The organism is Arthrobacter sp. UYCo732 (assembly GCF_040547265.1).
Lineage (GTDB): Bacteria > Actinomycetota > Actinomycetes > Actinomycetales > Micrococcaceae > Arthrobacter.
This window is the reverse complement of sequence record NZ_JBEPPJ010000003.1, coordinates 306,772-330,448: the sequence shown is the minus strand read 5'-3', so window position 1 is coordinate 330,448 and position 23,677 is coordinate 306,772. Positions and strand designations below refer to the sequence as shown.

Sequence of the window (23,677 nt, the reverse complement as noted above, 5' to 3'; positions counted from 1 at the left end):
ACTCGCGGGTCAGACCATCGTGAGCGCCATGCCGGGGTCGGCCAGGATGGCGCCGACGTCCGCAAGGAACCGCGAGCCCTGCGCCCCGTCCACCAGCCTATGGTCAAAGGAGAGGCTCAAGGTCATGACCTGACGCAGCGCCACCTCATCCTGGAACTCCCACGGCTTCTTCCGCACCGCGCCCACAGCCAGGATGGCCGCTTCACCCGGGTTAAGGATGGGCGTGCCGGCGTCGATCCCAAAGACCCCGATGTTGGTGATGGAGATGGTGCCCTCAGCCAGCTCAGCCGGAGCAGTCTTCCCGGCCCTGGCGGTCTCCGTCAGATCCGTCAGGGCTTCAGAAAGTGCCAGCAGGGACAGGGTGTCCGCGTCCTTGACGTTCGGTACGGTGAGCCCGCGGGGCGTGGCTGCAGCGATGCCGAGGTTCACGTAATTGAACTGCACAATCTCCTGGTTGGCGTCGTCCCACCGTGAGTTCAGTGACGGGTTCCGCCGGAGCGCGATGAGCACAGCCTTGGCCACGAGGGTCAGCGGAGTGAGCTTATGATCCCGGAAGGCCCCACTGGTCTTCAGTTTGGCAAGCAGATCCATGGTGGGCGTGACATCCACCGTGAGGAACTCCGTGGCATGCGGCGCCGTGAAAGCGCTCGCCACCATAGCGGCCGCCGTGAACTTCCGGACACCCTTGATGGGAGAGCGGACTTCGCGCCCACCCTGCGCAGCCGGGGCAGCGGCGTCCGACACAGCAGACAGATGCCGCGCCGCCGCTGTGACGTCCGCACGTCCGACGAAGTTCCGGACATCGTCCCGCGTGATCAGTCCATGGTCTCCGGTGCCCGGGACTGCGGCCAACTCGACACCCAGGTCCTTGGCGAGCTTCCGAACAGGAGGCGTGGAGCGGGGACGGTCGTAGGTCTCGACAGGCTTGGTTTGAGCAGGCTCAACCACCGCGGTTGCGGCAGGCCCGGTTGCGGCAGGCTCGGTTTCGGCAGGCTCAGCCACCGACGCACCAAAGTTCCGCTGGCGGCGCACCGGACGGCCGGAACTTTCGACGACGGCGCCGTACCCCACGAGGTTGGGTTGCCGCTTGGGTGCCGCCGCCTCAGCCTGCGCGGCCCTTGCGGGGGCGGTACCGGCCGGCGACCCACCGCCGTCGTCCGGTACTTCAAACGAGACGATCGGCTTGCCGACTGCAACCACGGTGCCGGGCTGTTCGTGAAGCGCGGTAATCACGCCGGCGAACGGAGCGGGCAACTCCACCACGGCTTTGGCCGTTTCCACCTCCGCAATAACCTGGTTCAGGGTGACCGTATCGCCCACGCCGACTTTCCAGCTCACGATTTCGGACTCCGTGAGGCCCTCACCAAGGTCCGGAAGCCTGAATTCCTTGATCATGGCGGCGCTCAACCTTCCAGCCCGCTGAGTGAGTTTGGCCGCCCCAGTGCACGATCCACGCCGTCGAGGATCCTGTCCAGGCTGGGCAGATGGTGCATTTCCACCTTCGAGTATGGGTAGGGAATATCGAACCCGGTGACCCGGACGGGCGCCGCCTCAAGGTGGTAGAAGCACCGTTCCGTGATACTGGCAGCGACTTCGGCACCCAGGCCCCCTGACTGGCCGGCCTCATGGGTGATCACCAACCGGCCCGTCTTCCGCACCGAAGCTTCAACGGTGGCGTAATCCACCGGCGCCAGCGAGCGCAGGTCGATGACCTCGATGGAGATACCTTCGTCGGCGGCTGCGGTGGCGGCGTCCCGGGCTGTTTTCACCAGCGGTCCGTATGCCACAAGCGTCACGTTCGTCCCTTCGGTGAGCACACGGGCTGTATCCATAGGCAGCGAAGTGCGGACGTCGGTGCCTTCATCCACCTCACCTTTGTCGTGATAACGGCGCTTGGGTTCGAAGTAGAGGACGGGGTCATCGGACAGAATGGCCTGTTGGATCACAGTGAAGGCGTCCTGCGGATTGGAAACGGTCACCACCCGCAGCCCGGAGGTGTGGGTGAAGTACGCCTCGGGTGACTCGGAGTGATGCTCGGGTGAACCAATGCCACCACCGAAGGGGACCCGGATGGTGATGGGCATCTTTACGGCACCCTGCGTCCGGTAGTGCAGTTTGGCCACCTGGCTGACGATCTGGTCAAAGGCAGGGTAGATGAAGCCGTCGAACTGGATCTCCACCACGGGACGGTAACCGCGGTAGGCAAGGCCGACGGCGGCTCCAATGATGGCCGACTCGGCCAGCGGCGTATCCACCACGCGGTGGGTGCCAAAGTCCTTCTGCAGGCCGTCGGTCACCCTGAACACACCGCCGAGGGCGCCGATGTCCTCGCCCATGAGGATGACTTTGGGATCGTTTTCGAGGGATTTGCGCAGGCCGGAATTGATGGCACGGGCAAAGGTCATGTGGGTCATCAGCGTGCACCTTCCTGGGAAGTGGCTCCTGCGGGATCGCCGAAAGTAGCAAGGTATCGGGCGTAGTGGTCCTGCTGCCGGTCCAGCCAGGAGTTGGGTGCGCTGTATACATGTTTGAACACATCCAGAGGCTCCGGCTCCGGCGTGCCACTGCAGCCTGCACGGAGCTCGCGGGCCACGGCGTCTGCCTTGTCCCTGACCTGCTGCTGGAGCTGATCCGTGAGGAGGCCTTTGCGGTCCAGGAGTGCCTGGACGCGGTCGATGGGGTCCTTAGCGGCCCAGTCTTCGAGTTCGTTGGCGTCACGGTAGCGGGTGGGATCGTCCGCGGTGGTGTGCGGCCCCATGCGGTAGGTAACGGCCTCGATGAACGTCGGCCCGCCGCCGTGCCGGGCACGGTCCAGGGCTACGCGCGTCGCCGCCATGACAGCCAGAACGTCGTTTCCGTCCACCCTGAGGCCCGGAATTCCAAAGCCTGCAGCCCTGTCGGCGAGCTGCACGTGGGACTGCAGCCGCACCGGCTCCGAGATGGCCCAATGGTTATTGGAGCAGAAGAAGACCAGCGGCACCTGAAAGCTGGCGGCAAACACCAGTGCCTCATTAACATCGCCTTCGCTCGTGGCACCGTCGCCGAAATAGGTCACCGCCACAGAGTCGGCGCCGTCGTTCTGGATGCCCATCGCATAACCGGTGGCGTGCAGCGTCTGTGCGCCAATGATGATCTGTGGCGTGGCCATATTGACGGTGTAGGGGTCCCAGCCGGAGGAGGCGTTTCCGCGCCAGACACGCAGGATGTCCGCAAGGTCCACTCCGCGGCAGTAGGCCACGCCGTTTTCACGGTAGCTGGAGAAGACAAAGTCGTCGTGGCGCAGTGCCTTGGCGGAACCGACCTGTGCTGCTTCCTGACCCAGCAACGGCGGCCAGAGTCCGAGCTCCCCCTGGCGCTGCAGGGCGGTTGCCTCGACGTCGATGCGCCGGATGACCGTCAGGTCCTCAAACAGGGAGCACAGCTGTTGATCGCCGATGTCTTTGACCCAGGGGTCGAATTCCGGATGGCTAACCCGCTCGCCCTCCGGGGTAATCAGTTGGATCAGATCCCTGCCAGATCCGCCATGGTTTCCTGCACTGCCAGCAGAGGAACCTGCCCTTGTCCCGCCTTGGCCCGCTTCGTCTGTGGACACGATGGCACGCAACCTTCTCACGTCGTTTGACCGAGGCCTGGAGACTTGTGGTCCCTCCAGCCGCCAGCCGCCCGGGCGCCGTTGCCCCGGATAATTGTGACACTACTCACAATGCTCAAGGGGTACAACTACCACCACAAATACTGAGCAACATGCCCTGTTTGCACAACCGCCACCGTGCTAACCTTGCGCATTATGCACGCTTTGGATGGCACCGATACCCGACTGCTCTCAGCGCTGGCCCGTGACCCCCGGCGCACAGTAGTGGCGCTTGCCCAGAAGCTGGGATTGTCCCGGAACACTGTTCAGGCGCGCATGGCCCAGCTCGAGAAGAAGCACGTCTTCCTGTCCTTCGAGCGGCGGATCAACCCGGCGTCGCTCGGGTATCCCCTCATGGCCTTCATCTCGGTCCACGTCCAGCAGCAGAAGCTGGGGCAACTGGCCCATGACCTCGCCGGCATTCCGGAAATCCTGGAAGGATATGGCCTGACCGGCTCGGCCGACCTCCTCCTGCGCGTGGTTGCGTTGGATGCGGAAGACCTCTTCCGGATCAACGGGAAAATCCTGGCCTGCGACGGCGTGGAGCGGACGGACACCGCTTTGGCCATGGGCGAACTCATTCCCTTCCGCATCCAGCCACTCCTGGACCGGGGCTCCGGCGACGGCCAGGATCCGGAACCCGACCGGTAACCTGACGCAAATTAGTGTTACCCGCGTGATCTGACCATGGCCTATGCCGGCGGACTGGGTTATAGGCTGTTCGAAGGTGAATCCATGGGGACCGTCCAGCGGCTCCCATCAAAAAGGCAGTGCCACCGCGTTGCCGGAAAGGCTCCATGTGAGCAACCCCCAGGAACCGTACCAGCCCGCAGTCTCGCCCCCGCAGCCACGGGAACAGCCGACTCAATCCGGCCCGCCAGGCCTGTACGGTGGTGCTCCAGGCCAGTACGGCGTGCCCGGCCAACCACCGGCCGACGGGCCGTTCGGGCTGCCCGGGGAAGAGCCCCCTGCGCGGGGCCGCCGGCGGCTGTGGACAATCCTGGGCGTAGTGGGCGGCGTCCTGCTGCTGGTCATCCTTGGTGTGGTCATCCTGTTCAATGTTGTGGCTGGACCCACCAACCATGCCAAGGGCCTCGCCGACGACTTCACCAAACTGGTGATCGACGGCGACTCCTCCACGGCATACGACAAATACCTCGACCCGGCGCTCCAGGAACAGGTGACCAAGGAAGCGTTCATCGCCGGCATCAAGACACTGGAGATGGACAACTCCTGCAAGCCCACTTACAGTGCGGTCAGTGCCGACACGGAGAACGGTACCAAGACAGCCGATGTGTTGGGTCTCATCACCTGCGACGGAGCCAGGAACATCGACCTCGTCTACCGCTTCGAGGGCACCCATGACCTCAAAATGATGAACATCAAGATCAAGCCCAAGGCTTAGGGACCCCGAGTATAAGGGAAGGGCCCCGGGGCAAGGATTAGGCCCGCGGCCCCGAAAGGGGACGCGGGCCTTGGGCCGGGACTACGAGCCTGAATGAACGACGGCGGCTGCGGGCCGCCGTCGTCCGTTTCCAGGAGTTAGTGGTCCACGGCCTTCTCCGCACCAACGCCGGTGAGCGACCGAACTTCCATCTCGGCCTGCTTGGCGGTGTCCTCGCGGTTCTTGTCCAGCACTGTACCGAGCCAGCCGAGCACGAACGCCAGCGGGATTGACACGATCCCCGGGTTGCTGAGCGGGAAGAGGGCGAAGTGGGCGTCCTTGATCATGGAGGTCGCTCCGCCGGATACCACCGGCGAGAAGATGATCAGGATGATGGCCGAGCCCAGGCCGCCGTACATGCTCCACACGGCACCTTGGGTGGTGAAACGCCGCCAGAACAGGGAGTAGATAATGGTGGGCAGGTTGGCCGAAGCCGCCACGGCGAAGGCCAGGGCCACCAGGAAGGCCACGTTCTGGCCGTTGGCGAAGATGCCGCCCAGGATGGCCAGGATGCCGATCACCACTACGGTGCGCCGCGCCACCTTCACCTCAGTGTCGGCGTCGGCCTTGCCTTTGGCAATGACGTTCGCGTAAATGTCATGGGCGAACGATGCCGCAGCCGTGATGGTCAAGCCGGCCACCACCGCCAGGATGGTGGCGAAGGCCACAGCAGAGATGAAGCCCAACAGCAGCGGTCCGCCGAGGTAGAACGCGAGCAGGGGTGCCGCGGAATTGACGCCGCCCGGTGCGCCCTTGATGGTTTCTGCGCCAACGAGGGCTGCTGCACCGTACCCAAGGACCAGGGTAAAGAGGTAGAAGAGCCCAATCAGCCAGATGGACCAGACCACGGATTTCCGGGCTTCCTTGGCCGTAGGCACGGTGTAGAAGCGCATCAGCACGTGGGGCAGCGCGGCCGTGCCCAGGACCAGTGCGAGGCCCAGGGACATGAAGTCCAGCTTGGAGGTTTCGCTCTTGCCGTACTGCAGGCCGGGGTTCAGCACCGCAGGGTTGTTGGAGGTCTCAACGGCCGCACCGAGGAGGCTGGAGAGGTTGAAACCGTAGATGGCCAGAACCCAGAGGGTCATGACTGCCGCGCCGGCAATCAGCAGGATCGCCTTGATGATCTGGACCCATGTGGTGCCCTTCATGCCGCCGATCAGTACGTACGTGATCATGAGTCCGCCGACGACGATAATCACCAGCGCCTGTCCGCCCCAGTCACTGATGCCCAGAAGCAGGGAGATCAGGCTGCCGGCTCCTGCCATCTGGGCCAGCAGGTAGAAGAAGCAGACGGCAAGGGTGGAGATGGCCGCGGAAATGCGGACCGGACGCTGCTTCAGCCGGAAGGAGAGGACATCGGCCATGGTGAACTTGCCTGTGTTCCGCAGCAGTTCGGCCACCAGCAGCAGTGCCACAAGCCACGCCACCAGGAACCCAATGGAGTACATAAAGCCGTCGTAGCCGTTGATGGCAATGGCGCCGGTAATGCCCAGGAACGAGGCCGCCGAGAGGTAGTCGCCGGCGATGGCCGTGCCGTTCTGGGACCCGGTGAAGGAGCGCCCGGCTGCGTAGTAGTCGGCCGCGGTCTTGTTGTTCCGGCTCGCACGCAACACGATCACCATGGTCACGGCGACGAACAGGCCGAAGATCCCCATGTTGAGGAGCGTGGTTTCCTTGAGGTCGGCGACGTTAACCGCCGCGGCAATCCCGATCATTTGTTCACTCCGGTCACGGTGGTGCCGTCCGTATCAAATTCATGGCCTTCGATTTCGTTGCGGATTTCCGCGGCGATCGGGTCCAGCTTGCGGTTGGAGTAGCTGACGTACCAGCCGGTGATGGCGAACGTGGTGACGAACTGCAGCAGGCCCAGGATCAGCCCGATGTTGATGTTCCCCCACACCTTGGTGGACATAAAACCGACCGCATAGTCAGCCAGCAGGACGTATGCGAAGTACCACAGCAGGAAGGCTACCGCCATGGGGAAGACAAAGCTGCGGTGGCGTTTGCGCAGTTCCTGGAACCGCACTGTCGACTGGACCTCTTCAAAGTCCACGGACGCCGCTGCGCCCGGAGTCCGGGGTTCTTTACCCATCGTTCCTCCTCATTGAGAACTTGCCTGGTTCACACCGGCCGCGGCCTTGGGGGCAGGATGCCGTCAATGTGACTGCAATCACTTTGCGCCGTGACGGGCGCTACATTCCAGAGGCGCTGGCGCAGTGGTCGCTCAACGGTCGCGATGCTGCGGCAAACGGCACCCGCCGCTACGCTGGGCACCATGCCGGACTCCCCGCTCCTGACCGCAGCAGCCATCGCCCTGATCGTACTGGCGATCGCCGTCGTCGTCGGCGTGGGCATCAAGGTGCTGCGGTCTTTCCGAGATCTGGGCACCGATGCCGAGCGCGCCACATACAAAACGCTGCACGCCGCATCCCGCGCAGGACAGCACCTGCGCACGGGGCTGAACCCTGCGGGGGCAGCGAAGGCAAGCCGCCAGTTGCGCAACCTTCTCGGCTGTGACGCCCTGGCGATTACCGATACCGCGGGGGTCCTCGCCTGGGATGGTGCCGCAGAGGAACTGAAACCGCTGCTGATGGAGCTCGCCGCCGGCGTCCTGACCGGAGGCCGCACGGCAGTACTCCAGGCCCGGGATCTGGGTGCAGACCGTAGGTTCGCCAATCTCGAGGCCGTCATCGCCCCGGTACGCGCCGGGTCACGGGTGGTGGGCGTGGTCGCGGCGTTTGCGCCGTCGGCGGGTGCCGGGCTTGTCCGCGCCACCGGAGAAGTGGCCGACTGGGTAGCCGTCCAAGTGGAACTTGCGGAACTGGACGCATCCCGGACGCTGCTGATGGAAGCTGAAGTGCGGGCCTTGCGGGCACAGATCAGCCCGCATTTTATCTACAACTCCCTGAACGCCATCGCGTCGTTCATCAACACGGACCCGCAACGCGCCCGCGAACTCGTGGTGGAGTTTGCGGATTTTACGAGGTACTCGTTCCGGCGCCACGGTGACTTCACCACGCTGGCGGAGGAACTGCGCTGCATCGACCGGTACCTCCTGCTGGAACGGGCCCGCTTCGGGGAGCGGGTGCAGGTCAGCCTGCGGGTCGCGCCGGAAGTGCTCAGCACGGTCATTCCTTTCCTGAGCCTCCAGCCGCTGGTGGAGAACGCAGTGAGGCACGGTCTGGAGGCCAAGGAAGGTGCAGGCCACATCACCATCACTGCCAACGATTCGGGCGCCTTTGCGGAAGTCACCATCGAGGACGACGGTGTGGGGATGGATCCTGCCGAACTCCAGTCCATGCTGGCAGGCCACCGGGACGGGGACCACGTGGGACTGCGCAACGTTGACGCCCGGCTTCGCCAGGTCTACGGGGAGCAGCACGGCCTGGTGATTGAGACCGCCCTGGGTGAAGGGACGCTGATCACCATGCGCGTCCCAAAGTCCCAACCCGGCCACGACGCCTGAGACCGTCTTCCCCGGGCGGCTAGTGTAGAACCATGATTAATGTCCTCGTCGCCGACGACGAGTTGCCCGCCGTAGAGGAACTGGCGTACCTGCTGCGCAGGGACGACCGTATCGGAACCATCCACCGCGCGTCCTCCGGCTCCGAAGCACTCCGGGCGCTCACCAGCGAATCAGTGGACGCTGTTTTCCTGGACATCCACATGCCGGCCGTGTCCGGCCTTGACGTTGCCCGTGCCATCTCCCGCAGCAGCAAACCTCCGGCGGTGGTGTTTGTCACCGCCGATGAGGACTGCGCCCTGGAAGCCTTCGAACTGGCCGCCGTGGACTACCTGCTCAAGCCCATCCGGCCCGACCGGCTGGCCCGTGCAGTGGGCAGGATCAGTGAGCTAATGCACGACGGCGGCGCGGCGCCTGAGATGATCACCGTGGACCAGGGCGGCACCACCAGGATGATCCGGCGCGACGACGTCACCTACGTCCAGGCGCAAGGAGACTACGCCCGGCTGCATACCGCGGACGCGAGCTACCTCATCCGGGTGCCGCTGGCCGATCTGGAGCAGCAATGGGCAGAGGCCGGTTTCATCCGTACGCACCGCTCCTACCTTGTTGCCCTGAAGCATGTCACCTCCATGAAGCTGGCGGCGGATAAGCCCAGCGTCTCCGTTGCCGGCGCCAGCCTCCCCATCAGCCGCCGCCACCTGCCCACGGTGCGGGAAAAGCTGCAGGTTACCCGCATCCGGCCGCAGCCATGACGCGCGTCCGCGTCACCGCACCCCGTTCCGCACTCCGGCCTGCCGGCGAAACACGCGAAGCAGCCGAGGAATCAGACGTGGGACAGCTCTTCGTGAGGTCCCTGATCCGTTCCCAGCTGCGGCTTGCCCTGGTGGTGGCCGTCGGGTTCATGTTGATTCTGGGCGCGTTCCCGGTGTTGCTGGCAGCCGTGCCCGGCCTTGCCGAGACCAGAGTTGCCGGCATCCCGTTCGACTGGCTGCTGCTGGGCGCCGGGATCTACCCGGTGATCGGCCTCAGCGCCTGGTTGTTCATCCGGACGGCCGCCCGGAATGAGGCCCGCTACCGCGACCTGGCCGGGGACAAGTGATTTCCCGATGAATCCCGCTGTCGCTGTGGTGGCTGTCGTTGTGGTCTCCGTAGCAACGGCGGTGATCGGTTTCTACGGCCTGCGGATTTCCCGCACCACCGGGGATTTCTATGTAGCGTCCCGCACAGTCCGGCCGTGGTGGAATGCCTCAGCCATTGGGGGCGAGTACCTGTCCGCGGCCAGTTTCCTGGGGGTGGCCGGGCTGGTCCTGCTCTCAGGTACTGATGCCTTGTGGTTCCCTGTCGGCTACACAGCGGGTTACCTGATGTTGCTGTTGTTTGTGGCCGCCCCGCTGCGCAGGTCAGGGGCCTACACCATCCCGGACTTTACAGAGGCGAGGCTGGATTCGCGTGCGGTCCGCCGCGTGACCAGCCTGGTGGTGGTGGTGGTGGGCTGGCTGTACATCGTTCCCCAGCTCCACGGTGCGGCCCTGACCATCCGGATCACCACGGGGCTTCCGGCCTGGGTGGGATCGCTGGCGGTGGTCATTGTGGTCTGCCTGACCGTGGTTGCGGGCGGCATGCGATCCATTACCTTTGTCCAGGCGTTCCAGTTCTGGCTGAAACTCACTGCCCTGGCAGTACCGGTCCTGTTCATCGTGTTCACGCTTACCGGCAGCGGCACGGCGGCCGTGGCTCCGGCAGTCGTGAACCCCACCGGAATGGCTCCAGCCGGCGCCTACCAGAACATCTCCTTGTTGGTGGCGCTGCTGTTTGGCACCTTGGGACTCCCCCATGTCCTGGTGCGGTTCTACACGAACCCGGACGGCAGTTCGGCACGGCGGACCACCTTGATCGTGCTCGGCCTGCTCTCAGTGTTCTACCTATTTCCGACCGTTTACGGGCTGGCGGGCAGGATGTTCGCGCCTGAACTTGCCCGGTCAGGACAAGCGGACGCGGTGGTCCTGCTCCTGCCGGGGCACCTCATTGGGGGAACTGCGGGAGACCTGCTTTCGGCGCTGGTGGTGGCCGGCGCCTTTGCCGCGTTCCTGTCCACCACCTCCGGTCTGGTGGTGTCTCTGGCCGGTGTCATCAGCCAGGACGTCCTGGGCGGCGGCGTCCGCGGCTTCCGGCTCGCGGCCGTCTTCTCCGCTGTGGTCCCCCTGGGCTTCGCCGTGACCACCGATTCCCTGGCTTTGGCCGGCAGCGTGGGCCTGGTGTTCGCGTTCACCGCTTCCACCGTCTGCCCCGTCCTCCTGCTGGGCATCTGGTGGCGCGGCCTTACCGACACCGGCGCCATAGCCGGGATGGTGACAGGCGCCGTGCTCTGTGGGGGCGCCATGGTGTGCGGGGCTGTCCTGGGCGCCGGGGGAATTCCGTTCTGGCTGGCCCAGCCGGCGGCGTGGACAGTCCCTGCCGCGTTCGCAGTGATGGTGTTGGTCTCCCGTGCGACGAAAGACAGGATCCCCAGGACCATGCCACGGGTCATGACGCGGCTGCACACGCCGGAACGGCCGCTGGTCACCGAACGGTGACGGTCCGGCGCGGCTGCAATGGGCGGCGCCGCTGCCCTCGCGCCTTGCCTCAGTAGGGTGCCCACGAGCGGCATGTCCGATGTGAGTGGCGGCGATCCGGGCAGGGCCCACGACAGCGGCCGTCACCGGAATGTCGGGGTCCGTCGCGGTAGGGGCTTTTTGCGGCCTCACCTTTTCCTTGCGACGGCGGTGTACGGCGCCAAGTCGTATCTGGCCCTTTGGGGCCGCCATCAGACAATCTCCCCCACGCCGCGGGACGGCGAATGAGCTTGCTCAGTCGATGGCAGCCATAAGTTCGACCACGCGGTCCAGGAAGGCGTCAACCTGGGTTTCCTCGTACCCATCCTCGCCCACCACAGGGCGGAAGATGGCCCGGCGGACACTGTCCACGCTGAGCGGCTTGTCCTCCTCCAGGTAGCCGATCAGGTCACAGCAGAGATTGTCCACGTCCAGGATGTTGTAACTGCGGACCTTCTTCTTGATGGGGCGCCGGAACCGGTCGCCATCAGGCCGGTGGAGGCGGCCCCGGAGAATACCGGAAAGATTGCCGATCTCCCGCAGCCAGGCATTTTCGCCGCGGGCAGCAATCAGTTCATCCCGTTCGCGGCGCGCAAAGGCGTCTTCAAGGCGGTCCAGTGCTGCGTCCACCACGGCGGCGGAGTAACCGCCCTTGACCGGATCAAAGGAGACGGCGCGGACATCTGCGCTGCTGACGGCGTGGATGGCGGCCTTCGGCGTCTCGAGCGCCACCTTGGCCCGCTGGAGGAACTGGTCCACCTGCTTGGCGTTGTAACCAAACTCGTTGCCCCGCACGCGTTCAAACGACGCGGGAATTTTCCGTTGAAAATCCAATGCCACTGTTGTTCCTTTGTTGCTCTTCAGCTGGGTCAGGTTTGTGCACCAGTCTATTTGGCGCTGCCGGTGTCCGGCGAAGTGGTCGGGCAGGGGTGGTCGGGCTCAGACCCCCGAGACCATCGCGAAGAGGACAAACGCCACGGGTGAGGCAAAAACGATGGAGTCCAGCCGGTCCATCACACCGCCGTGACCCGGCAGGACGCTGCTCATGTCCTTGATGCCGAGTTCACGTTTGACCATCGACTCGGCAAGGTCGCCCGCGGTGGACGCTGCGACGAGTCCCACGGCCAGGATCACGCCCACCCACCAGGGCTTGTCCAGGATGAAAATGCAGGCCAGGATTCCGATCAGCATGGCCCCGGCGATTGATCCGCCAAACCCTTCCCAGGATTTCTTGGGGCTGATCTTGGGTGCCATGGGATGCTTGCCCAAGGAAGCCCCCACAAGGTACCCAAAGGTATCGTTAGAGACCACCAGCAGGAGCATCACGGCCACCTGCCAAGCCCCGGGCGGAATCGTCCCGCCCGGCCAGAGTCCCACCGGTGTGGCAACGCCGGGAGCGTGCAGCGGCAGCGCAGCGAAGCTGATGAAAAAAGGCACCCAGCCGAGCGCGAACACCCCGGCAAAAATGCTGTTCGCTGAGCCGGCAGGGCTTTCCACCGATCGCCACAGCAGCACCGCCACGCAGCTCAGGAGCATGGCAAACAGCAGGCTTTCCAGACCGCCGAAATACGCCGCGAACGGCATGGCGATGGTTCCCACCATGACCGGGACAATAGGCATCCTGGTCCCGTTTGCCTCGAGGGCGCGGTAAATTTCCCAAACGCCAAAAACGGCGAAACCCGTGGTGACAGCAACGAAGCCGAGAGGCAGGAAGAGCAGCCCACCCAGCACACCGATGAGCATAGCCAGGCCCACCACGATGGCTGCCGGAAGATTCCGGCCGGCTTTGGGGGTCGGGTTGCTCCGCGGCTGCTTCCCCTTAGTGCGCGCCCGCTGTGCGGGGGCCTGCTCTGCCTGGCTCATCAGACTTCGAGCAGCTCTGCTTCCTTGCGCTTGAGCAGCTCGTCGATGCCGTCCACACGGGACTTGGTGAGCGCATCGAGTTCCTTTTCGGCGCGGTTACCTTCGTCTTCGCCGGCTTCGCCGTCCTTGACCAGCTTGTCCAGCGTTTCCTTTGCCTTGCGCCGGATGTTCCGGATGGAAATCTTGGCGTCCTCACCCTTGGTCTTGACGATCTTGACGTATTCCCTGCGGCGTTCCTGGGTCAGGTCCGGGATGGTGATCCTGATGACGTTGCCGTCGTTGGAGGGGTTGGCGCCCACCTCGGAGTCGCTCAGGGCGCGTTCGATGTCGCGCAGGGCGGTCTTGTCGAACGGCGTGATGAGGATGGTGCGGGCATCCGGGATAGCGAAGGACGCGAGCTGCTGCAGCGGGGTGGGTGAACCGTAGTAATCCACCAGCACCTTGTTGTAGAGGCCCGGGTTTGCCCGGCCGGTGCGGATCGACGCGAAGTCTTCCTTGGCTACCTCTACTGCCTTGTCCATCTTCTCTTCGGCTTCGAGCAAGGTTTCTTCGATCACGGTCTCTCCTCAGAAATCAGTGCAGTCCGGCTACCGGTTCCATGCACAATCTTGGTTCAGTGTTCCTGGTTCCAGCAATGTCCCCGCCAGCGGGGGATGGAACCGTGCTGAAATCATCCTAGCCGCAGCTAGGGCGTCACCAGGGTACCCAGCTTTTCGCCCAGGATGGCGCGGGTAACGTTCCCTTCACCTTCCATCCCGAACACCACCATGGACAGGTTGTTGTCCTTGCACATGGTCATGGCGGTCTGGTCCATGACCCGGATGTCGCGGCGCAGTGCGTCGTCGTAGCTCAGGGTATCGAGGCGCTCGGCAGCGGGGTCCTTCTTCGGGTCGGCGGTGTAGACGGCGTCCACGCCGCTCTTGGCCATCAGGACAACGTCTGCATGGACTTCCAGGGCACGCTGGGCGGCGACCGTGTCGGTGGAGAAGTACGGCAGTCCGGCGCCTGCGCCGAAAATGACCACGCGGCCCTTTTCCATGTGGCGGATGGCGCGCCGCGGGATGTAGGCCTCGGCAACCTGACCCATGGTGATGGCGCTCTGGACGCGGGTTTCAACCCCGGCCTGCTCCAGGAAGTCCTGCAGGGCCAGGCAGTTCATGACCGTACCGAGCATGCCCATGTAGTCTGCCCGCGAGCGGTCCATGCCGCTCTGGGACAGTTCGGCCCCGCGGAAGAAGTTTCCGCCACCCACAACGATGGCGACTTCGACGTCGGGAACTGCGGCGGCGATCTGCTTGGCCACACCGCGGACCGTGTCAGGGTCAACGCCCAGCTTTCCGCCCCCGAAGACCTCACCTGAGAGCTTCAGGAGGACGCGGCGCCGGCTCTTTTCTGGCTGGCTTGAAGTATTGACGGCTTTCATGGGTGCCTTCCCGTTGGTGAACTCTGAAAAAGGTTATCGTGCTGGGTGGCCAAAGGTCTCATCTGGCCCTTGCCGGGTGCATGCAAAAGGGGCGGCCACCGAAGTGGCCACCCCTATTGCGGATGCGACTAGGAGCCTACGCGGAAGCGTGCGAAGGACGTGCCCTTGACGCCGGCCTCTTCGAGGACCTGTGCCACAGACTTCTTGGCGTCCTTCGCGAACGCCTGGTCAACCAGGACTTCGCCCTTGTAGAAGCCCGTGACGCGGCCTTCCACAATCTTGGTGAGGGCTGCCTCGGGCTTGCCTTCAGCCTTGGCAGTCTCTTCAGCGATACGGCGCTCAGACTCGACCAGGTCCGACGGAACGTCTTCGCGGGTCAGGTAGTTCGGGGACATCGCTGCGATGTGAACTGCAACGTCGTGTGCAGCGGTGGCAGCGGCTTCGCCTTCACCGTCGACAGCGAACAGGACGCCGACCTGAGCCGGGAGATCCTTGGAGGTCTTGTGCAGGTAAGCGTCAACAGTGCCGCCTTCGATGCGGGAGATCCTGCGGACAACAACCTTCTCGCCCAGGATTGCGCCCTCTTCGACAACGACCTCGGACAGCGGCTTGCCGTCAACCTCGGTGGCCAGGAGGGCTTCGAGATCGGCAGCGCCGGACTCCACAGCAACGGCCAGGACCTTGTCAGCGAGCTGGATGAACTTGTCAGCCTTGGCAACGAAGTCGGTCTCGCAGTTGACCTCGATCATGACGCCGACGCCGTTGCTGACCTTGGCGGCCACCAGACCTTCAGCGGTGGAGCGGCCCTCGCGCTTGGTAGCGCCCTTGAGGCCCTTGATGCGGATGATCTCAATGGCCTTCTCGGCGTCGCCGTTGGCTTCGTCGAGAGCCTTCTTGACATCCATCATGCCGGCGCCGGTGCGCTCGCGCAGAGCCTTGATGTCAGCGGCAGTGTAGTTCGCCATGTGAACCCCTCTGTCTAGAAAATGTATGTGGTGTACGGACCGACAGGACAGCGGCTCACTGGGTGAGCCGCCATCCTGTCAGTGCTCCGGCGTTGCGGGCAGCGCCGGAAAATCCGGATTTACTTGTCTTACTTGTCGGCGTCGGCGGCGGGAGCCTCGGCAGCGGCCGGAGCTTCCTCGTCAACCGGAGCAGCAGCTTCTTCAGCAGCCGGAGCTGCGGCTTCTTCTGCTGCCGGAGCAGCTACAGCGGCTGCAGCCTCTTCGGTCTTGCTGCCTTCGAGGAGTTCGCGCTCCCATTCAGCGAGCGGCTCTTCCGGAGCCTCGGTGGTGCCGGTTGCACGCTGGTTGCGGGCAATGAGGCCCTCAGCGACGGCGTCGGCGACAACGCGGGTCAGCAGGTTTACGGAGCGGATGGCGTCGTCGTTGCCCGGGATCGGGAAGTCGACTTCGTCGGGATCGCAGTTGGTGTCCAGGATGGCCACAACCGGGATGTTCAGCTTCTTGGCTTCGTCGACAGCCAGGTGTTCCTTCTTGGTGTCCACGATCCAGAGCACGGAAGGTGCCTTGGTCAGGTTGCGGATACCGCCAAGGTTGGTTTCCAGCTTGGTGAGTTCACGGCGAAGGAGCAGCAGTTCCTTCTTGGTGTACGCGGAACCGGCGACGTCGTCGAAGTCGATCTCTTCCAGTTCCTTCATGCGCTGGATGCGCTTGGAAACGGTCTGGAAGTTGGTCAGCATACCGCCGAGCCAGCGCTGGTTCACGTACGGCTGTCCAACGCGGGTAGCCTGCTCAGCAATTGCTTCCTGGGCCTGCTTCTTGGTGCCGACGAAGAGAACGGTGCCGCCGTGTGCAACGGTGGCCTTCACGAACTCGAAGGCGCGGTCGATGTAGGACAGCGACTGCTGAAGGTCGATGATGTAGATGCCGTTGCGCTCCGTGAAGATGAATCGCTTCATCTTCGGGTTCCAACGGCGGGTCTGGTGTCCAAAGTGGACGCCGCTGTCAAGCAGCTGGCGCATAGTTACGACGGGCATGCCGACGCTCCTTCCGGCAGGTCATTCATGAGAAAGCCTTACAGCCCTCTTACCCTGCCAATAGTTGACGGTTGGTTAGCGTGGCCCAAGGCGGGCCGTGCTCCTGGCATCCATTGCGACTCTCATCAGGACCGCGAAGGAACTGACCGCAAGAGACGCAATCCTCCGCAATCAAAGCCGGGGCTTCGGAAGTGGAGGTCTGGATGCGCGTAGTCAGCTGCTGCTCCCCCGCATTCCTGAATGAGGCGTGCTGACGCAATGCGTTGAGGGCACAGCAAACTGCTCCACCAAGTGTACTACAGGCGCCAATATTCGAGGACACTCAATGATGTTGTCAACGGATGTTTTGCGGTGCCGTGCCCGTGCCCCGGCCCGTCGGCGGCCGGGGCACGGGGCCGGTGGTTAGTCGGTCCAGCCGGGGTAGGGCTTCCGGTCCCGGTCCGGGAGTTCCGCCGCCGCGGCGGGGAGGCTGTCCGGTCCGTCGGACTGGCCGGAGGCCCAGTGGAAGAACACCTCGGCGGTGATCGCTTCGTAGCAGGCCGCCTGGGCCCGGAACCAGTACGTGGACGTGTCGCCTTCGACGTAGGTGCCGTAGCCGAACAGTTCCCCGGTTCGGTCGCGGGTGCGGGCGACGGCGAGGATGATGTAGGGCCAGGATCCGGCGTCCCATCCCTCGCTGCCCCAGTTCGGCAAGACCGACCAGGCGGTGCCTTCGATGGTGTCCATCCAGTCGTACCCGTCACCTGCCCGGTTGTCGGCGGGGAGGACCGGTCGGCCACCGGCTCTGTGGTGTCGCCGCTGACGGCGTGGGGCATGGTTGTTGTGCTCATGAGGGATGCTCCGTTTCGCTCGGGCGGGGCGGGCGCCTGGCGTACCGGCTACCCCTTCTCCCCCACCATGTTTTTTGCCTGCTGGCGGAGCATCGCGTAGCTGTGCCCGACGGAACCGGGGCAACCCGAAGGGCAAACAGCGGGCGGGTTGTGTGAGGAAATAAGCGCAACGCCGAACACGAAACGTCGGCTGCGCGGCCGGCCGCAGCACGGTTGAGCCGGTGGAGCGGGCACGTAGGATCCAACGGACAGCAGCAAAAAAGGTCAAGAAATGCTTGTGCTGTCCGAGCGCAGCGAGGCCCTTCGCGTTGTTGCTGACCAGGGCCCCGCTCGGCGGCTCGGGGGGTTGGGCGCCGTCCCGACTAGCGCCGCGGACTCACGGCCCGGGCGTGGGGCCTGGCCGGCCGATGGCGGCGGGCCCCGGCCGGAACGGTGGTGATGTACAACCAGCCGGGCCGGTCGTTGACCGTCCATCCCGTACGCGGAACAGCCGGGGCCGGCTTCATCTTCCGCGGCCCACCCGGCCTCGACTATCGCGACCGCCAGGCCCAGCAACGGATCATTCTCGACGCCTAAACCCCGCATGAGTGGCCGGTGCCTGAACTGCCCGACCTACGCGGCCAGGTGTGCGCCGCCGACGACCTGTACTTCGACGCCGTCAGCCAGGTCCGGCTGCCGGGCCGGTCCCGGGGACGGGTAACCCTGCTCGGCGACGCCGCGTCCTGCGTATCGTTGGTCGGAGACGGGTCCAGCCTCGCCATGACCGGGGCCACCACCCTCGCCGGAGCCCTGGCCGGCACCCCTGGTGACCCCACCACCGCAAGCTGGCCAACTCCCGCCAGCGCAGCCACGTCCTGGCCGCCGCGCTGCTCGTCCCCGCGACCCGAACCGGCCTCACCGCCCGCAACCTCACCGCCCGCCTACTCCCTCGCTGACCACCGAAACCCCAGCCTCGACCGTCACCACCCGGAACCTTTCCTGTTCTGAACGGCAGGTGAGCTGCGGAAACTCACAGAAATCTCTCTCGAATCCCCGGCGCGAAACCGCTACAACAAGCGAGATCCTCACCATCCGAAAACCGCGCCGTGGCGTCCGCTCCCGGGTCGTTATCCGGCCATGCGCCACCCATCTTGAGCAGGCGGCGCAGTCCCTGTTCGGCCTGCGAGTAGTTCTGGAAGGGCAGCGACAACACCACATCCAGATGCTGTGCCTACAGAACAATGGAATGCGGCAGATGGCCGGATCGCTGAACACGCCGACAACCCCTGCCAAGCGCAGGAAACCGGTGGTTGGATGGGACTACGTTCTGTCCCCCGAGGCATGAGGAGCCGTTGTGCGCGCAGCCGACCTGCAAGTTGCTTTACCCGTTGTGCGCCGCGAGACCAATGCGGTGGAAGCCGGACGCCTGATCGCCGATAGCGGCCTGGTGGGGCTGGTGATTGCAAACAAGCTGGGAGTTCCCACAGCCATAGTCTCAGCCGTGGACGTTCTGCGGCTCATGGTGCCCGGTTACCTTCTCGATGATGTGTCGCTGGCCGCCGTGTTCGACGAGGCCGGGGCCGCCGAGTTGTGGGAATACCTCGCAGAACGGACCGTCGGGGAGATGCTTGACGATGAGGGCGTTGCCGTCCGCAAGATCCTGACTATCGAGTCCGACGCGACCCTGGTCGAGATCGCGGCGCGCATGGTGGATGCCCGCACCCAGATTGCCCTGGTCCGCGACTCGCCTCGGGATGCCCCGATGTTTATCACTCTTCCCGCCGTCATCAAGGCCGTCCTGGCCAGCGCCGGCGGCCCTGGCTCACGGAGCGAGGAGCAGTGACGGTCCAGGTCATTCTTGCTCTTGGTGTCTTTCTCACAGCGTATGTTCTGATCGCTACCGAAAAACTGCCGCGGACGACCACCGCGCTGGGCGGCGCAGCTGCGATGGTCCTGATCGGTGCCACCAATGACACGGGGATGTTTTTTTCGGCCGAGAGCGGGATCGACTGGAATGTCATCTTCCTGCTGCTGGCCATGATGATTATTGTCGGCATCCTCCGGCAGACCGGCCTCTTCGAGTTCCTCGCGATCTGGGCGGCGAAGAAGGCCCGGGGTTATCCGTTCCGGATCATGGTGATCCTGGTGGTCATCACCGCCGTGCTCTCGTCACTTCTGGACAACGTCACCACGGTGCTGCTCACCGCCCCCGTCACGCTCCTGGTGTGTGAGCGGCTCGCGGCACCGCCCGTTCCCTTCCTGATCGCGGAAGTGATGGCCAGCAACATCGGCGGCACGGCCACTCTGATTGGCGACCCTCCCAACATCATCATCGCCAGCCGCGGGGGCCTGACCTTCAACGACTTCATCATCAACCTCGCGCCGATCGTCGCGGTGCTCCTCGTCGTCTTCATCGGACTGTGCCGCTGGATGTTCCGCTCCGCCTTCCGTTTCCATCCGGACCGGGCCGCGCGCGTCATGGCCCTGAACGAGAAGGAGGCGCTGGGGGAGAAGTCATTGTTGATCAAATCGCTCGTGGTGGTGGGCCTGGTGCTGATCGGTTTCGTTGCCCGCCCGGTGCTGGGGCTCGCACCGTCCCTGGTCGCGATGCTCGGCGCAGGCCTCCTCATCCTGCTCGCCCGGCTTGAACCGCGAAAAGTGTTCGGAGACGTCGAATGGGAGACGCTGCTGTTCTTTGCAGGCCTGTTCATCATGATCGGTTCCCTGGTCAACCTTGGAGTCATCGACGCGGTGGGCGAGGCCGTCGCCTCTCTCATCGGGGACAACTACGACGTCGCCGCCGTCGCAATGCTCGCAGGCTCGGCTTTCGCGTCCGGCATTATTGACAACATCCCCTACGTGGCCACACTAGCGCCGATAACGCATGACCTTGTGGAGGCAGGCGGCGCCGCAGCCAAGCCCCTCTGGTGGGCGCTGGCCCTCGGGGCGGACCTCGGCGGCAACGCCACCGCCGTCGGAGCCAGTGCAAACGTCGTCGTCATCGGGATAGCGAAGCGCTACGACCACCCCATTTCGTTCTGGACCTTCACCAAATACGGGCTGGTGGTCACCGCCGTCACCATAGGGCTCTGCGTGCCCTACCTGCTCCTGCGGTACTACCTGTTCTGACGGATGACTATGGCCGCGGCCGCATAGCCAATGATTATCGCCAGCCCAATAAGGACAGGTCCGCCTGTCGCAGTGATGCGAGGTTGCGTCCCTCCTCCATGGTCCGGCAGCGGAAAAGAGAGAGCAAGAGCAAACGACCAGCTGTGCTTGCAACTATCCAGGCCATGGAACGCAGCCGCGTGCCCATCACGGTCGCGGAGGTTGCCCGACGCGCCAGCGTCAGCCCCAGGGCTCGTCCGGCAGGAACCGCTCATGCGCGAAGTCAGGAACGCCAGAGCCCGACTGACCAGCGGAGTACATCCCAAGGCGACGGACTCAACCGGCGGCTCGCTCAGCGTCGAACGCGAGCTCCTGCGCCACGAAGACCAGCGGCTCCGCCACGCGATACGCAAGCATCGCCAACTCATTTCCGAACTGCTCGGGGACCAGATCGACCGGACGGACGCCCAATCCCAACTACTCCACGTCCAGGAACTGACAGACCAAACCGCCGCCCGGTCACGGCAGGCTAGCTAGCGAAGCACTCCAACAGATGCATCAGTTGCAGCACCAGCCCATAGCCCCTGTCTGCGGACTTGGAGGGTGATCGACTCCTTTTCGCGGCACGCACTCGCCGTCGGGCTGGTCGTGGAGAGCGGTGGAAGAGCCGGATCAAGACTATACGGCCATGGGTTTACTCCGAGTCCGGATCGGTGGACCACATGAGTGCGTGACGCCATCCCCGGAACTTCACCCTCCCCCGGCCCGGATCCCTGCCGGGGCAGCCATGATCCCGGCGATGCCTGGCACCGTGAGGCTGCAGCGTTGTGGACGCCGGCTGAACGAGTCACTCGCACGGACCTCGGTCCGGCTGCTTCGAATGAGCGGCCTTCAGCCGCGGCCTGCAAGGGGCGGCCCAGAAGACAGCCTTGACCACTCGCCAACGACGGGCACAGACTGACACTGCCCAGGGCCGTCGGCTGCTGGGACGCGAAAGGACAGAAGAATGAACGGGACCGGTACATTCCTGATCGTGGTCGGTGTCGACGGTTCCGAACAGTCGCTGGCCGCACTTCACTGGCCGTGGACGAAGCGCGCCTGCGCCACGGAAAGGTCCGGGTCATCACCGCCTGGCACTATCCTCCTGTGCCATCCAGGGTAGAAGACAGCGGTATCGACGACTCCTTTCACGCCGCTGAACGTGTCCTGGACATCGCCGGAAAAGTAGTTCGGGATTCCCCCGCGATTGCGTTGCTGGATGCGGCGAAAGACGCGGACCTTCTCATCGTGGGATCCCGCGGCCACGGAGGTTTCGCCGGGCTCCTGATCGGATCAATCTCCGGCCAGGTCTCCCACCATGCGCCCTGCCCCGTCCTGATCGTCCGGCCCAGGAGCGCCACCTGATTCCTGGCGCCAAAGCAGTTTCGCTCCTGAATTCTGGCGCACGCAAGCAGACGGGGGGATGCGGATGATCCCGATGCTCACGCTCGCTTTCGCGGTGCTGCTGGTACTCGGCGTTCTCATTTCCGAACGCGCCAGCCGAACGGTGCTTTCCACGGCGGTACTGTTTCTTCTCGGCGGCTTTGTCCTGGGCCAGGGCATGCTTGGCTTCGTTCCCATACAGCCCGGGGATCCGGTGGTGGGGGTTCTGGCCCAGCTGGCCCTGTTTTCCGTCCTGTTTACCGACGGAATGAAAGTGGGACTGTCGGACCTTCGAAGCGCCTGGCGTTTGCCTGGCCGGGCACTGCTGCTCGGGCTGCCACTGACACTTCTTGTCACCGCACTGCTGGCCCATTACATTGCAGGTCTTCCCTGGCTTCCGTGCTTCTTGCTCGGTGCAGTGCTGGCACCGACCGATCCGGTGTTCGCGGCCGCCATTGTGGGGCGCAAGGAAGTACCGGGGCGCTTACGCCACCTCCTCAACGTCGAGTCAGGACTCAATGACGGGCTGGCCCTGCCCGTAGTCCTTGTGCTGCTGGCCCTCGGTGGCGGAACGGACGTCGGGATCGGGGTCCTGGCCGAAGAAATAGCTCTGGGCCTGCTTATCGGAGTTCTCGTGCCGCTGATAGTCATTTGGCTGGAGCGGCTTCCCTTTTTGCTGGCAACGAAAGGACTGCAACCGCTGGTGGCGGTATCCATCGGCCTGCTCGTACTTGCCATCTGCCTGGTGACCGGAGCCAACCTCTTCCTCGCAGCGTTCTCGGCCGGCATCACCGTGGCCAACGCAGGCCCGGGTTTCCGGGAGGAATTCGAACCGTTCGGGGAACTGGTGTCGGAACTGCTTAAGCTGGCCGCCATCCTGGTCTTTGGTGCGCTGATCACCCCAACGTTCCTGTTCGGAGAGATCGCGTGGACAGGGTGGGTATTCGCAATCCTGGCTATCGTCGCGGCCCGCCCGCTGGCTCTGCTGGTTTCGTTCCTCGGCACACGGCTGCCGGCCAAAGAGCAACTGGCGGCGATGTGGTTCGGCCCCAAAGGGTTCGCCTCTGTGGTGTATGGGCTTCTCGTCCTCGAATCAGGTGTGCAGCGCTCCGATGAGCTCTTTCATCTCGTGGCGCTGGTCATTGTGCTGTCCATCCTCGCCCATTCCTCGACCGACGTCATCGTCGCCAGGCAATTCGAGAATCACCCTCCCCCAACACCGTAATACTCCCCCGATTAGAACCGCAGCACGCCCGTTCAGTGGAAGTCAGGCAGTCATGCTGTTGACGGCCCGGCACACGCCGTGCCGGGGTCTTGGCAACATACCAATCCGAGGACAATTGCCCACGGTCATCCCTCAAGAGGCCTTGGGCCGGACGACCAGGACAGGACATGGTGCGTGGTGGATTACCTGGGTCGAGACCGAGCCCAGATGCAGCCCGGGAAATCCGCCGTGACCCCGTGAGCCGACGACGACGAGATCCGCGTCCTGGGCGGCGTCGAGTATCGCTGACGCCGGTGAATCACTGCGAACAACCTGCCCGGTGGCGGCCACGCCCTCATCTGCAGCGGACTTCAGCGCCTCAGCCTGCAGCGTCCCTGCGATTGTCTCTGGAGACTCTTCAGCGGCAATCTCACCCGCCGCCGTTTCCAGCACCGCCGGGTACCACGCCATCGGCGGCTTGCTCCAGGCCGTGATCAGGCGGAGCTGGCCGTTGCGCTGGCGGGCCTCGGCCACCGCCCAGTTCAGTGCTGTCTGAGAATGTTCGGAACCGTCAAAACCAACCACAATCGTGAATGAGCTGTTACTGGTCATTTGTCTTTTCCTTTCACCGGCCTCAATGAGCATCCTAGACCCCGCGTTCCCGCGCCGTTCAGAGTCGGTAGTGCTACGGTCGGCACAGGCACGGAATCCGGCCGT

At 64.3% G+C, this 23,677-nt stretch carries 25 protein-coding genes; 12 read left to right on the top strand and 13 right to left on the bottom strand.

The genetic code is table 11. From position 1 onward, the window contains the following. Nucleotides 1-9: 9 nt before the first annotated feature. From ABIB45_RS07755 to pdhA, 3 genes are read right to left on the bottom strand one after another with little or no spacing between them, the layout of a single operon-like run. Nucleotides 10-1,395 carry a dihydrolipoamide acetyltransferase family protein gene (locus ABIB45_RS07755; protein ID WP_354215308.1) on the bottom strand — a complete coding sequence of 462 codons (1,386 nt, stop codon included), beginning with the start codon at nucleotides 1,393-1,395 and terminating at the stop codon, nucleotides 10-12. An 8-nt stretch (nucleotides 1,396-1,403) separates the two neighbouring features. Next, nucleotides 1,404-2,414, bottom strand: a complete 1,011-nt coding sequence (locus tag ABIB45_RS07750; RefSeq protein WP_354215307.1) for an alpha-ketoacid dehydrogenase subunit beta — start codon at nucleotides 2,412-2,414, stop codon at nucleotides 1,404-1,406. Further along, on the bottom strand, nucleotides 2,414-3,592 hold the full coding sequence (gene pdhA, locus ABIB45_RS07745; protein WP_354215306.1) for a pyruvate dehydrogenase (acetyl-transferring) E1 component subunit alpha: 1,179 nt from the start codon (nucleotides 3,590-3,592) through the stop codon (nucleotides 2,414-2,416). The genes ABIB45_RS07750 and pdhA overlap by 1 nt, the downstream gene beginning before the upstream one ends. A gap of 195 nt (nucleotides 3,593-3,787) precedes the next feature. On the opposite strand from pdhA, the gene ABIB45_RS07740 reads away from it, so the two are divergent. Both ABIB45_RS07740 and ABIB45_RS07735 read left to right on the top strand, forming a co-directional pair. Next, nucleotides 3,788-4,282 (top strand): Lrp/AsnC family transcriptional regulator, encoded by a 495-nt coding sequence (locus ABIB45_RS07740; protein WP_354215305.1) that lies wholly within the window; start codon nucleotides 3,788-3,790, stop codon nucleotides 4,280-4,282. Nucleotides 4,283-4,430: 148 nt separating this feature from the next. Beyond that, entirely contained in the window at nucleotides 4,431-5,036 is a 606-nt protein-coding gene (locus tag ABIB45_RS07735; protein WP_354215304.1) for a hypothetical protein, read from the top strand. 137 nt (nucleotides 5,037-5,173) lie between these two features. Here ABIB45_RS07735 and ABIB45_RS07730 read toward each other — a convergent pair whose 3' ends face one another. Both ABIB45_RS07730 and ABIB45_RS07725 read right to left on the bottom strand, forming a co-directional pair. After that, the gene (locus ABIB45_RS07730; protein ID WP_354215303.1) at nucleotides 5,174-6,790 is read right to left on the bottom strand and encodes a monocarboxylic acid transporter; all 1,617 of its coding nucleotides are present in this window, start codon (nucleotides 6,788-6,790) and stop codon (nucleotides 5,174-5,176) included. Then, nucleotides 6,787-7,167 (bottom strand): DUF485 domain-containing protein, encoded by a 381-nt coding sequence (locus tag ABIB45_RS07725; RefSeq protein ID WP_354215302.1) that lies wholly within the window; start codon nucleotides 7,165-7,167, stop codon nucleotides 6,787-6,789. Before ABIB45_RS07725 ends, ABIB45_RS07730 begins: the two co-directional genes overlap by 4 nt. A gap of 183 nt (nucleotides 7,168-7,350) precedes the next feature. On the opposite strand from ABIB45_RS07725, the gene ABIB45_RS07720 reads away from it, so the two are divergent. From ABIB45_RS07720 to ABIB45_RS07705, 4 genes are read left to right on the top strand one after another with little or no spacing between them, the layout of a single operon-like run. After that, nucleotides 7,351-8,541: a sensor histidine kinase gene (locus ABIB45_RS07720; protein WP_354215363.1), complete on the top strand. Its 1,191-nt coding sequence runs from the start codon at nucleotides 7,351-7,353 to the stop codon at nucleotides 8,539-8,541. A 32-nt stretch (nucleotides 8,542-8,573) separates the two neighbouring features. Then, the gene (locus ABIB45_RS07715) at nucleotides 8,574-9,293 is read left to right on the top strand and encodes a LytR/AlgR family response regulator transcription factor (RefSeq protein ID WP_354215301.1); all 720 of its coding nucleotides are present in this window, start codon (nucleotides 8,574-8,576) and stop codon (nucleotides 9,291-9,293) included. After that, a complete protein-coding gene (locus ABIB45_RS07710) occupies nucleotides 9,290-9,640 on the top strand; it encodes a DUF485 domain-containing protein (protein WP_354215300.1) in 351 nt (116 codons plus the stop codon). Before ABIB45_RS07715 ends, ABIB45_RS07710 begins: the two co-directional genes overlap by 4 nt. Nucleotides 9,641-9,647: 7 nt before the next feature. Further along, nucleotides 9,648-11,114: a sodium/solute symporter gene (locus tag ABIB45_RS07705; RefSeq protein ID WP_354215299.1), complete on the top strand. Its 1,467-nt coding sequence runs from the start codon at nucleotides 9,648-9,650 to the stop codon at nucleotides 11,112-11,114. A 273-nt stretch (nucleotides 11,115-11,387) separates the two neighbouring features. Here the strand turns inward: ABIB45_RS07705 and ABIB45_RS07700 are convergent, their stop codons facing one another. The 7 genes from ABIB45_RS07700 to ABIB45_RS07670 all read right to left on the bottom strand — a co-directional run bounded on the left by ABIB45_RS07700 (nucleotide 11,388) and on the right by ABIB45_RS07670 (nucleotide 17,143). Beyond that, on the bottom strand, nucleotides 11,388-11,972 hold the full coding sequence (locus ABIB45_RS07700) for a DivIVA domain-containing protein (protein WP_354215298.1): 585 nt from the start codon (nucleotides 11,970-11,972) through the stop codon (nucleotides 11,388-11,390). A 99-nt stretch (nucleotides 11,973-12,071) separates the two neighbouring features. Beyond that, nucleotides 12,072-12,995 (bottom strand): phosphatidate cytidylyltransferase, encoded by a 924-nt coding sequence (locus ABIB45_RS07695; protein ID WP_354215297.1) that lies wholly within the window; start codon nucleotides 12,993-12,995, stop codon nucleotides 12,072-12,074. Next, the gene (frr, locus tag ABIB45_RS07690; RefSeq protein ID WP_354215296.1) at nucleotides 12,995-13,552 is read right to left on the bottom strand and encodes a ribosome recycling factor; all 558 of its coding nucleotides are present in this window, start codon (nucleotides 13,550-13,552) and stop codon (nucleotides 12,995-12,997) included. Before frr ends, ABIB45_RS07695 begins: the two co-directional genes overlap by 1 nt. A gap of 128 nt (nucleotides 13,553-13,680) precedes the next feature. Beyond that, nucleotides 13,681-14,418 carry a UMP kinase gene (gene pyrH, locus ABIB45_RS07685; RefSeq protein WP_354215295.1) on the bottom strand — a complete coding sequence of 246 codons (738 nt, stop codon included), beginning with the start codon at nucleotides 14,416-14,418 and terminating at the stop codon, nucleotides 13,681-13,683. 128 nt (nucleotides 14,419-14,546) lie between these two features. Continuing rightward, on the bottom strand, nucleotides 14,547-15,383 hold the full coding sequence (tsf, locus tag ABIB45_RS07680) for a translation elongation factor Ts (protein WP_354215294.1): 837 nt from the start codon (nucleotides 15,381-15,383) through the stop codon (nucleotides 14,547-14,549). 128 nt (nucleotides 15,384-15,511) lie between these two features. Further along, nucleotides 15,512-16,417, bottom strand: a complete 906-nt coding sequence (gene rpsB, locus ABIB45_RS07675) for a 30S ribosomal protein S2 (protein WP_354215293.1) — start codon at nucleotides 16,415-16,417, stop codon at nucleotides 15,512-15,514. A gap of 402 nt (nucleotides 16,418-16,819) precedes the next feature. Next, a complete protein-coding gene (locus ABIB45_RS07670; RefSeq protein ID WP_354215292.1) occupies nucleotides 16,820-17,143 on the bottom strand; it encodes a hypothetical protein in 324 nt (107 codons plus the stop codon). A gap of 698 nt (nucleotides 17,144-17,841) precedes the next feature. Here ABIB45_RS07670 and ABIB45_RS07665 point away from each other — a divergent pair. From ABIB45_RS07665 to ABIB45_RS07640, 6 genes are all read left to right on the top strand, one after another. Continuing rightward, complete coding sequence (locus ABIB45_RS07665) at nucleotides 17,842-18,234, top strand: hypothetical protein (RefSeq protein WP_354215291.1); 393 nt, start codon at nucleotides 17,842-17,844, stop codon at nucleotides 18,232-18,234. A gap of 346 nt (nucleotides 18,235-18,580) precedes the next feature. Continuing rightward, complete coding sequence (locus tag ABIB45_RS07660; RefSeq protein WP_354215290.1) at nucleotides 18,581-19,069, top strand: CBS domain-containing protein; 489 nt, start codon at nucleotides 18,581-18,583, stop codon at nucleotides 19,067-19,069. After that, nucleotides 19,066-20,355: an ArsB/NhaD family transporter gene (locus ABIB45_RS07655; protein ID WP_354215289.1), complete on the top strand. Its 1,290-nt coding sequence runs from the start codon at nucleotides 19,066-19,068 to the stop codon at nucleotides 20,353-20,355. Before ABIB45_RS07660 ends, ABIB45_RS07655 begins: the two co-directional genes overlap by 4 nt. A 252-nt stretch (nucleotides 20,356-20,607) precedes the next feature. Further along, nucleotides 20,608-20,871: a hypothetical protein gene (locus ABIB45_RS07650; protein WP_354215288.1), complete on the top strand. Its 264-nt coding sequence runs from the start codon at nucleotides 20,608-20,610 to the stop codon at nucleotides 20,869-20,871. 546 nt (nucleotides 20,872-21,417) lie between these two features. Continuing rightward, nucleotides 21,418-21,738 carry a universal stress protein gene (locus ABIB45_RS07645; RefSeq protein WP_354215287.1) on the top strand — a complete coding sequence of 107 codons (321 nt, stop codon included), beginning with the start codon at nucleotides 21,418-21,420 and terminating at the stop codon, nucleotides 21,736-21,738. A 73-nt stretch (nucleotides 21,739-21,811) separates the two neighbouring features. Beyond that, nucleotides 21,812-22,981, top strand: a complete 1,170-nt coding sequence (locus tag ABIB45_RS07640; protein ID WP_354215286.1) for a cation:proton antiporter domain-containing protein — start codon at nucleotides 21,812-21,814, stop codon at nucleotides 22,979-22,981. Between the two features lie 132 nt (nucleotides 22,982-23,113). On the opposite strand, the gene ABIB45_RS07635 is transcribed toward ABIB45_RS07640, so the two are convergent. Continuing rightward, a complete protein-coding gene (locus ABIB45_RS07635) occupies nucleotides 23,114-23,572 on the bottom strand; it encodes a universal stress protein (protein ID WP_354215285.1) in 459 nt (152 codons plus the stop codon). Nucleotides 23,573-23,677 lie beyond the last annotated feature (105 nt).

Coding starts and splice junctions, on each gene's coding strand:
- ABIB45_RS07755 (WP_354215308.1), bottom strand. CDS start 1,395: ATGATCAAGGAATTCAGGCTTCCGGACCTTGGTGAGGGCCTCACGGAG.
- ABIB45_RS07750 (WP_354215307.1), bottom strand. CDS start 2,414: ATGACCCACATGACCTTTGCCCGTGCCATCAATTCCGGCCTGCGCAAA.
- ABIB45_RS07740 (WP_354215305.1), top strand. CDS start 3,788: ATGCACGCTTTGGATGGCACCGATACCCGACTGCTCTCAGCGCTGGCC.
- ABIB45_RS07730 (WP_354215303.1), bottom strand. CDS start 6,790: ATGATCGGGATTGCCGCGGCGGTTAACGTCGCCGACCTCAAGGAAACC.
- ABIB45_RS07725 (WP_354215302.1), bottom strand. CDS start 7,167: ATGGGTAAAGAACCCCGGACTCCGGGCGCAGCGGCGTCCGTGGACTTT.
- ABIB45_RS07720 (WP_354215363.1), top strand. CDS start 7,351: ATGCCGGACTCCCCGCTCCTGACCGCAGCAGCCATCGCCCTGATCGTA.
- ABIB45_RS07715 (WP_354215301.1), top strand. CDS start 8,574: ATGATTAATGTCCTCGTCGCCGACGACGAGTTGCCCGCCGTAGAGGAA.
- ABIB45_RS07710 (WP_354215300.1), top strand. CDS start 9,290: ATGACGCGCGTCCGCGTCACCGCACCCCGTTCCGCACTCCGGCCTGCC.
- ABIB45_RS07705 (WP_354215299.1), top strand. CDS start 9,648: ATGAATCCCGCTGTCGCTGTGGTGGCTGTCGTTGTGGTCTCCGTAGCA.
- ABIB45_RS07695 (WP_354215297.1), bottom strand. CDS start 12,995: ATGAGCCAGGCAGAGCAGGCCCCCGCACAGCGGGCGCGCACTAAGGGG.
- pyrH (WP_354215295.1), bottom strand. CDS start 14,418: ATGAAAGCCGTCAATACTTCAAGCCAGCCAGAAAAGAGCCGGCGCCGC.
- tsf (WP_354215294.1), bottom strand. CDS start 15,383: ATGGCGAACTACACTGCCGCTGACATCAAGGCTCTGCGCGAGCGCACC.
- rpsB (WP_354215293.1), bottom strand. CDS start 16,417: ATGCCCGTCGTAACTATGCGCCAGCTGCTTGACAGCGGCGTCCACTTT.
- ABIB45_RS07670 (WP_354215292.1), bottom strand. CDS start 17,143: ATGGACACCATCGAAGGCACCGCCTGGTCGGTCTTGCCGAACTGGGGC.
- ABIB45_RS07650 (WP_354215288.1), top strand. CDS start 20,608: ATGCGCGAAGTCAGGAACGCCAGAGCCCGACTGACCAGCGGAGTACAT.
- ABIB45_RS07640 (WP_354215286.1), top strand. CDS start 21,812: ATGCTCACGCTCGCTTTCGCGGTGCTGCTGGTACTCGGCGTTCTCATT.
- ABIB45_RS07635 (WP_354215285.1), bottom strand. CDS start 23,572: ATGACCAGTAACAGCTCATTCACGATTGTGGTTGGTTTTGACGGTTCC.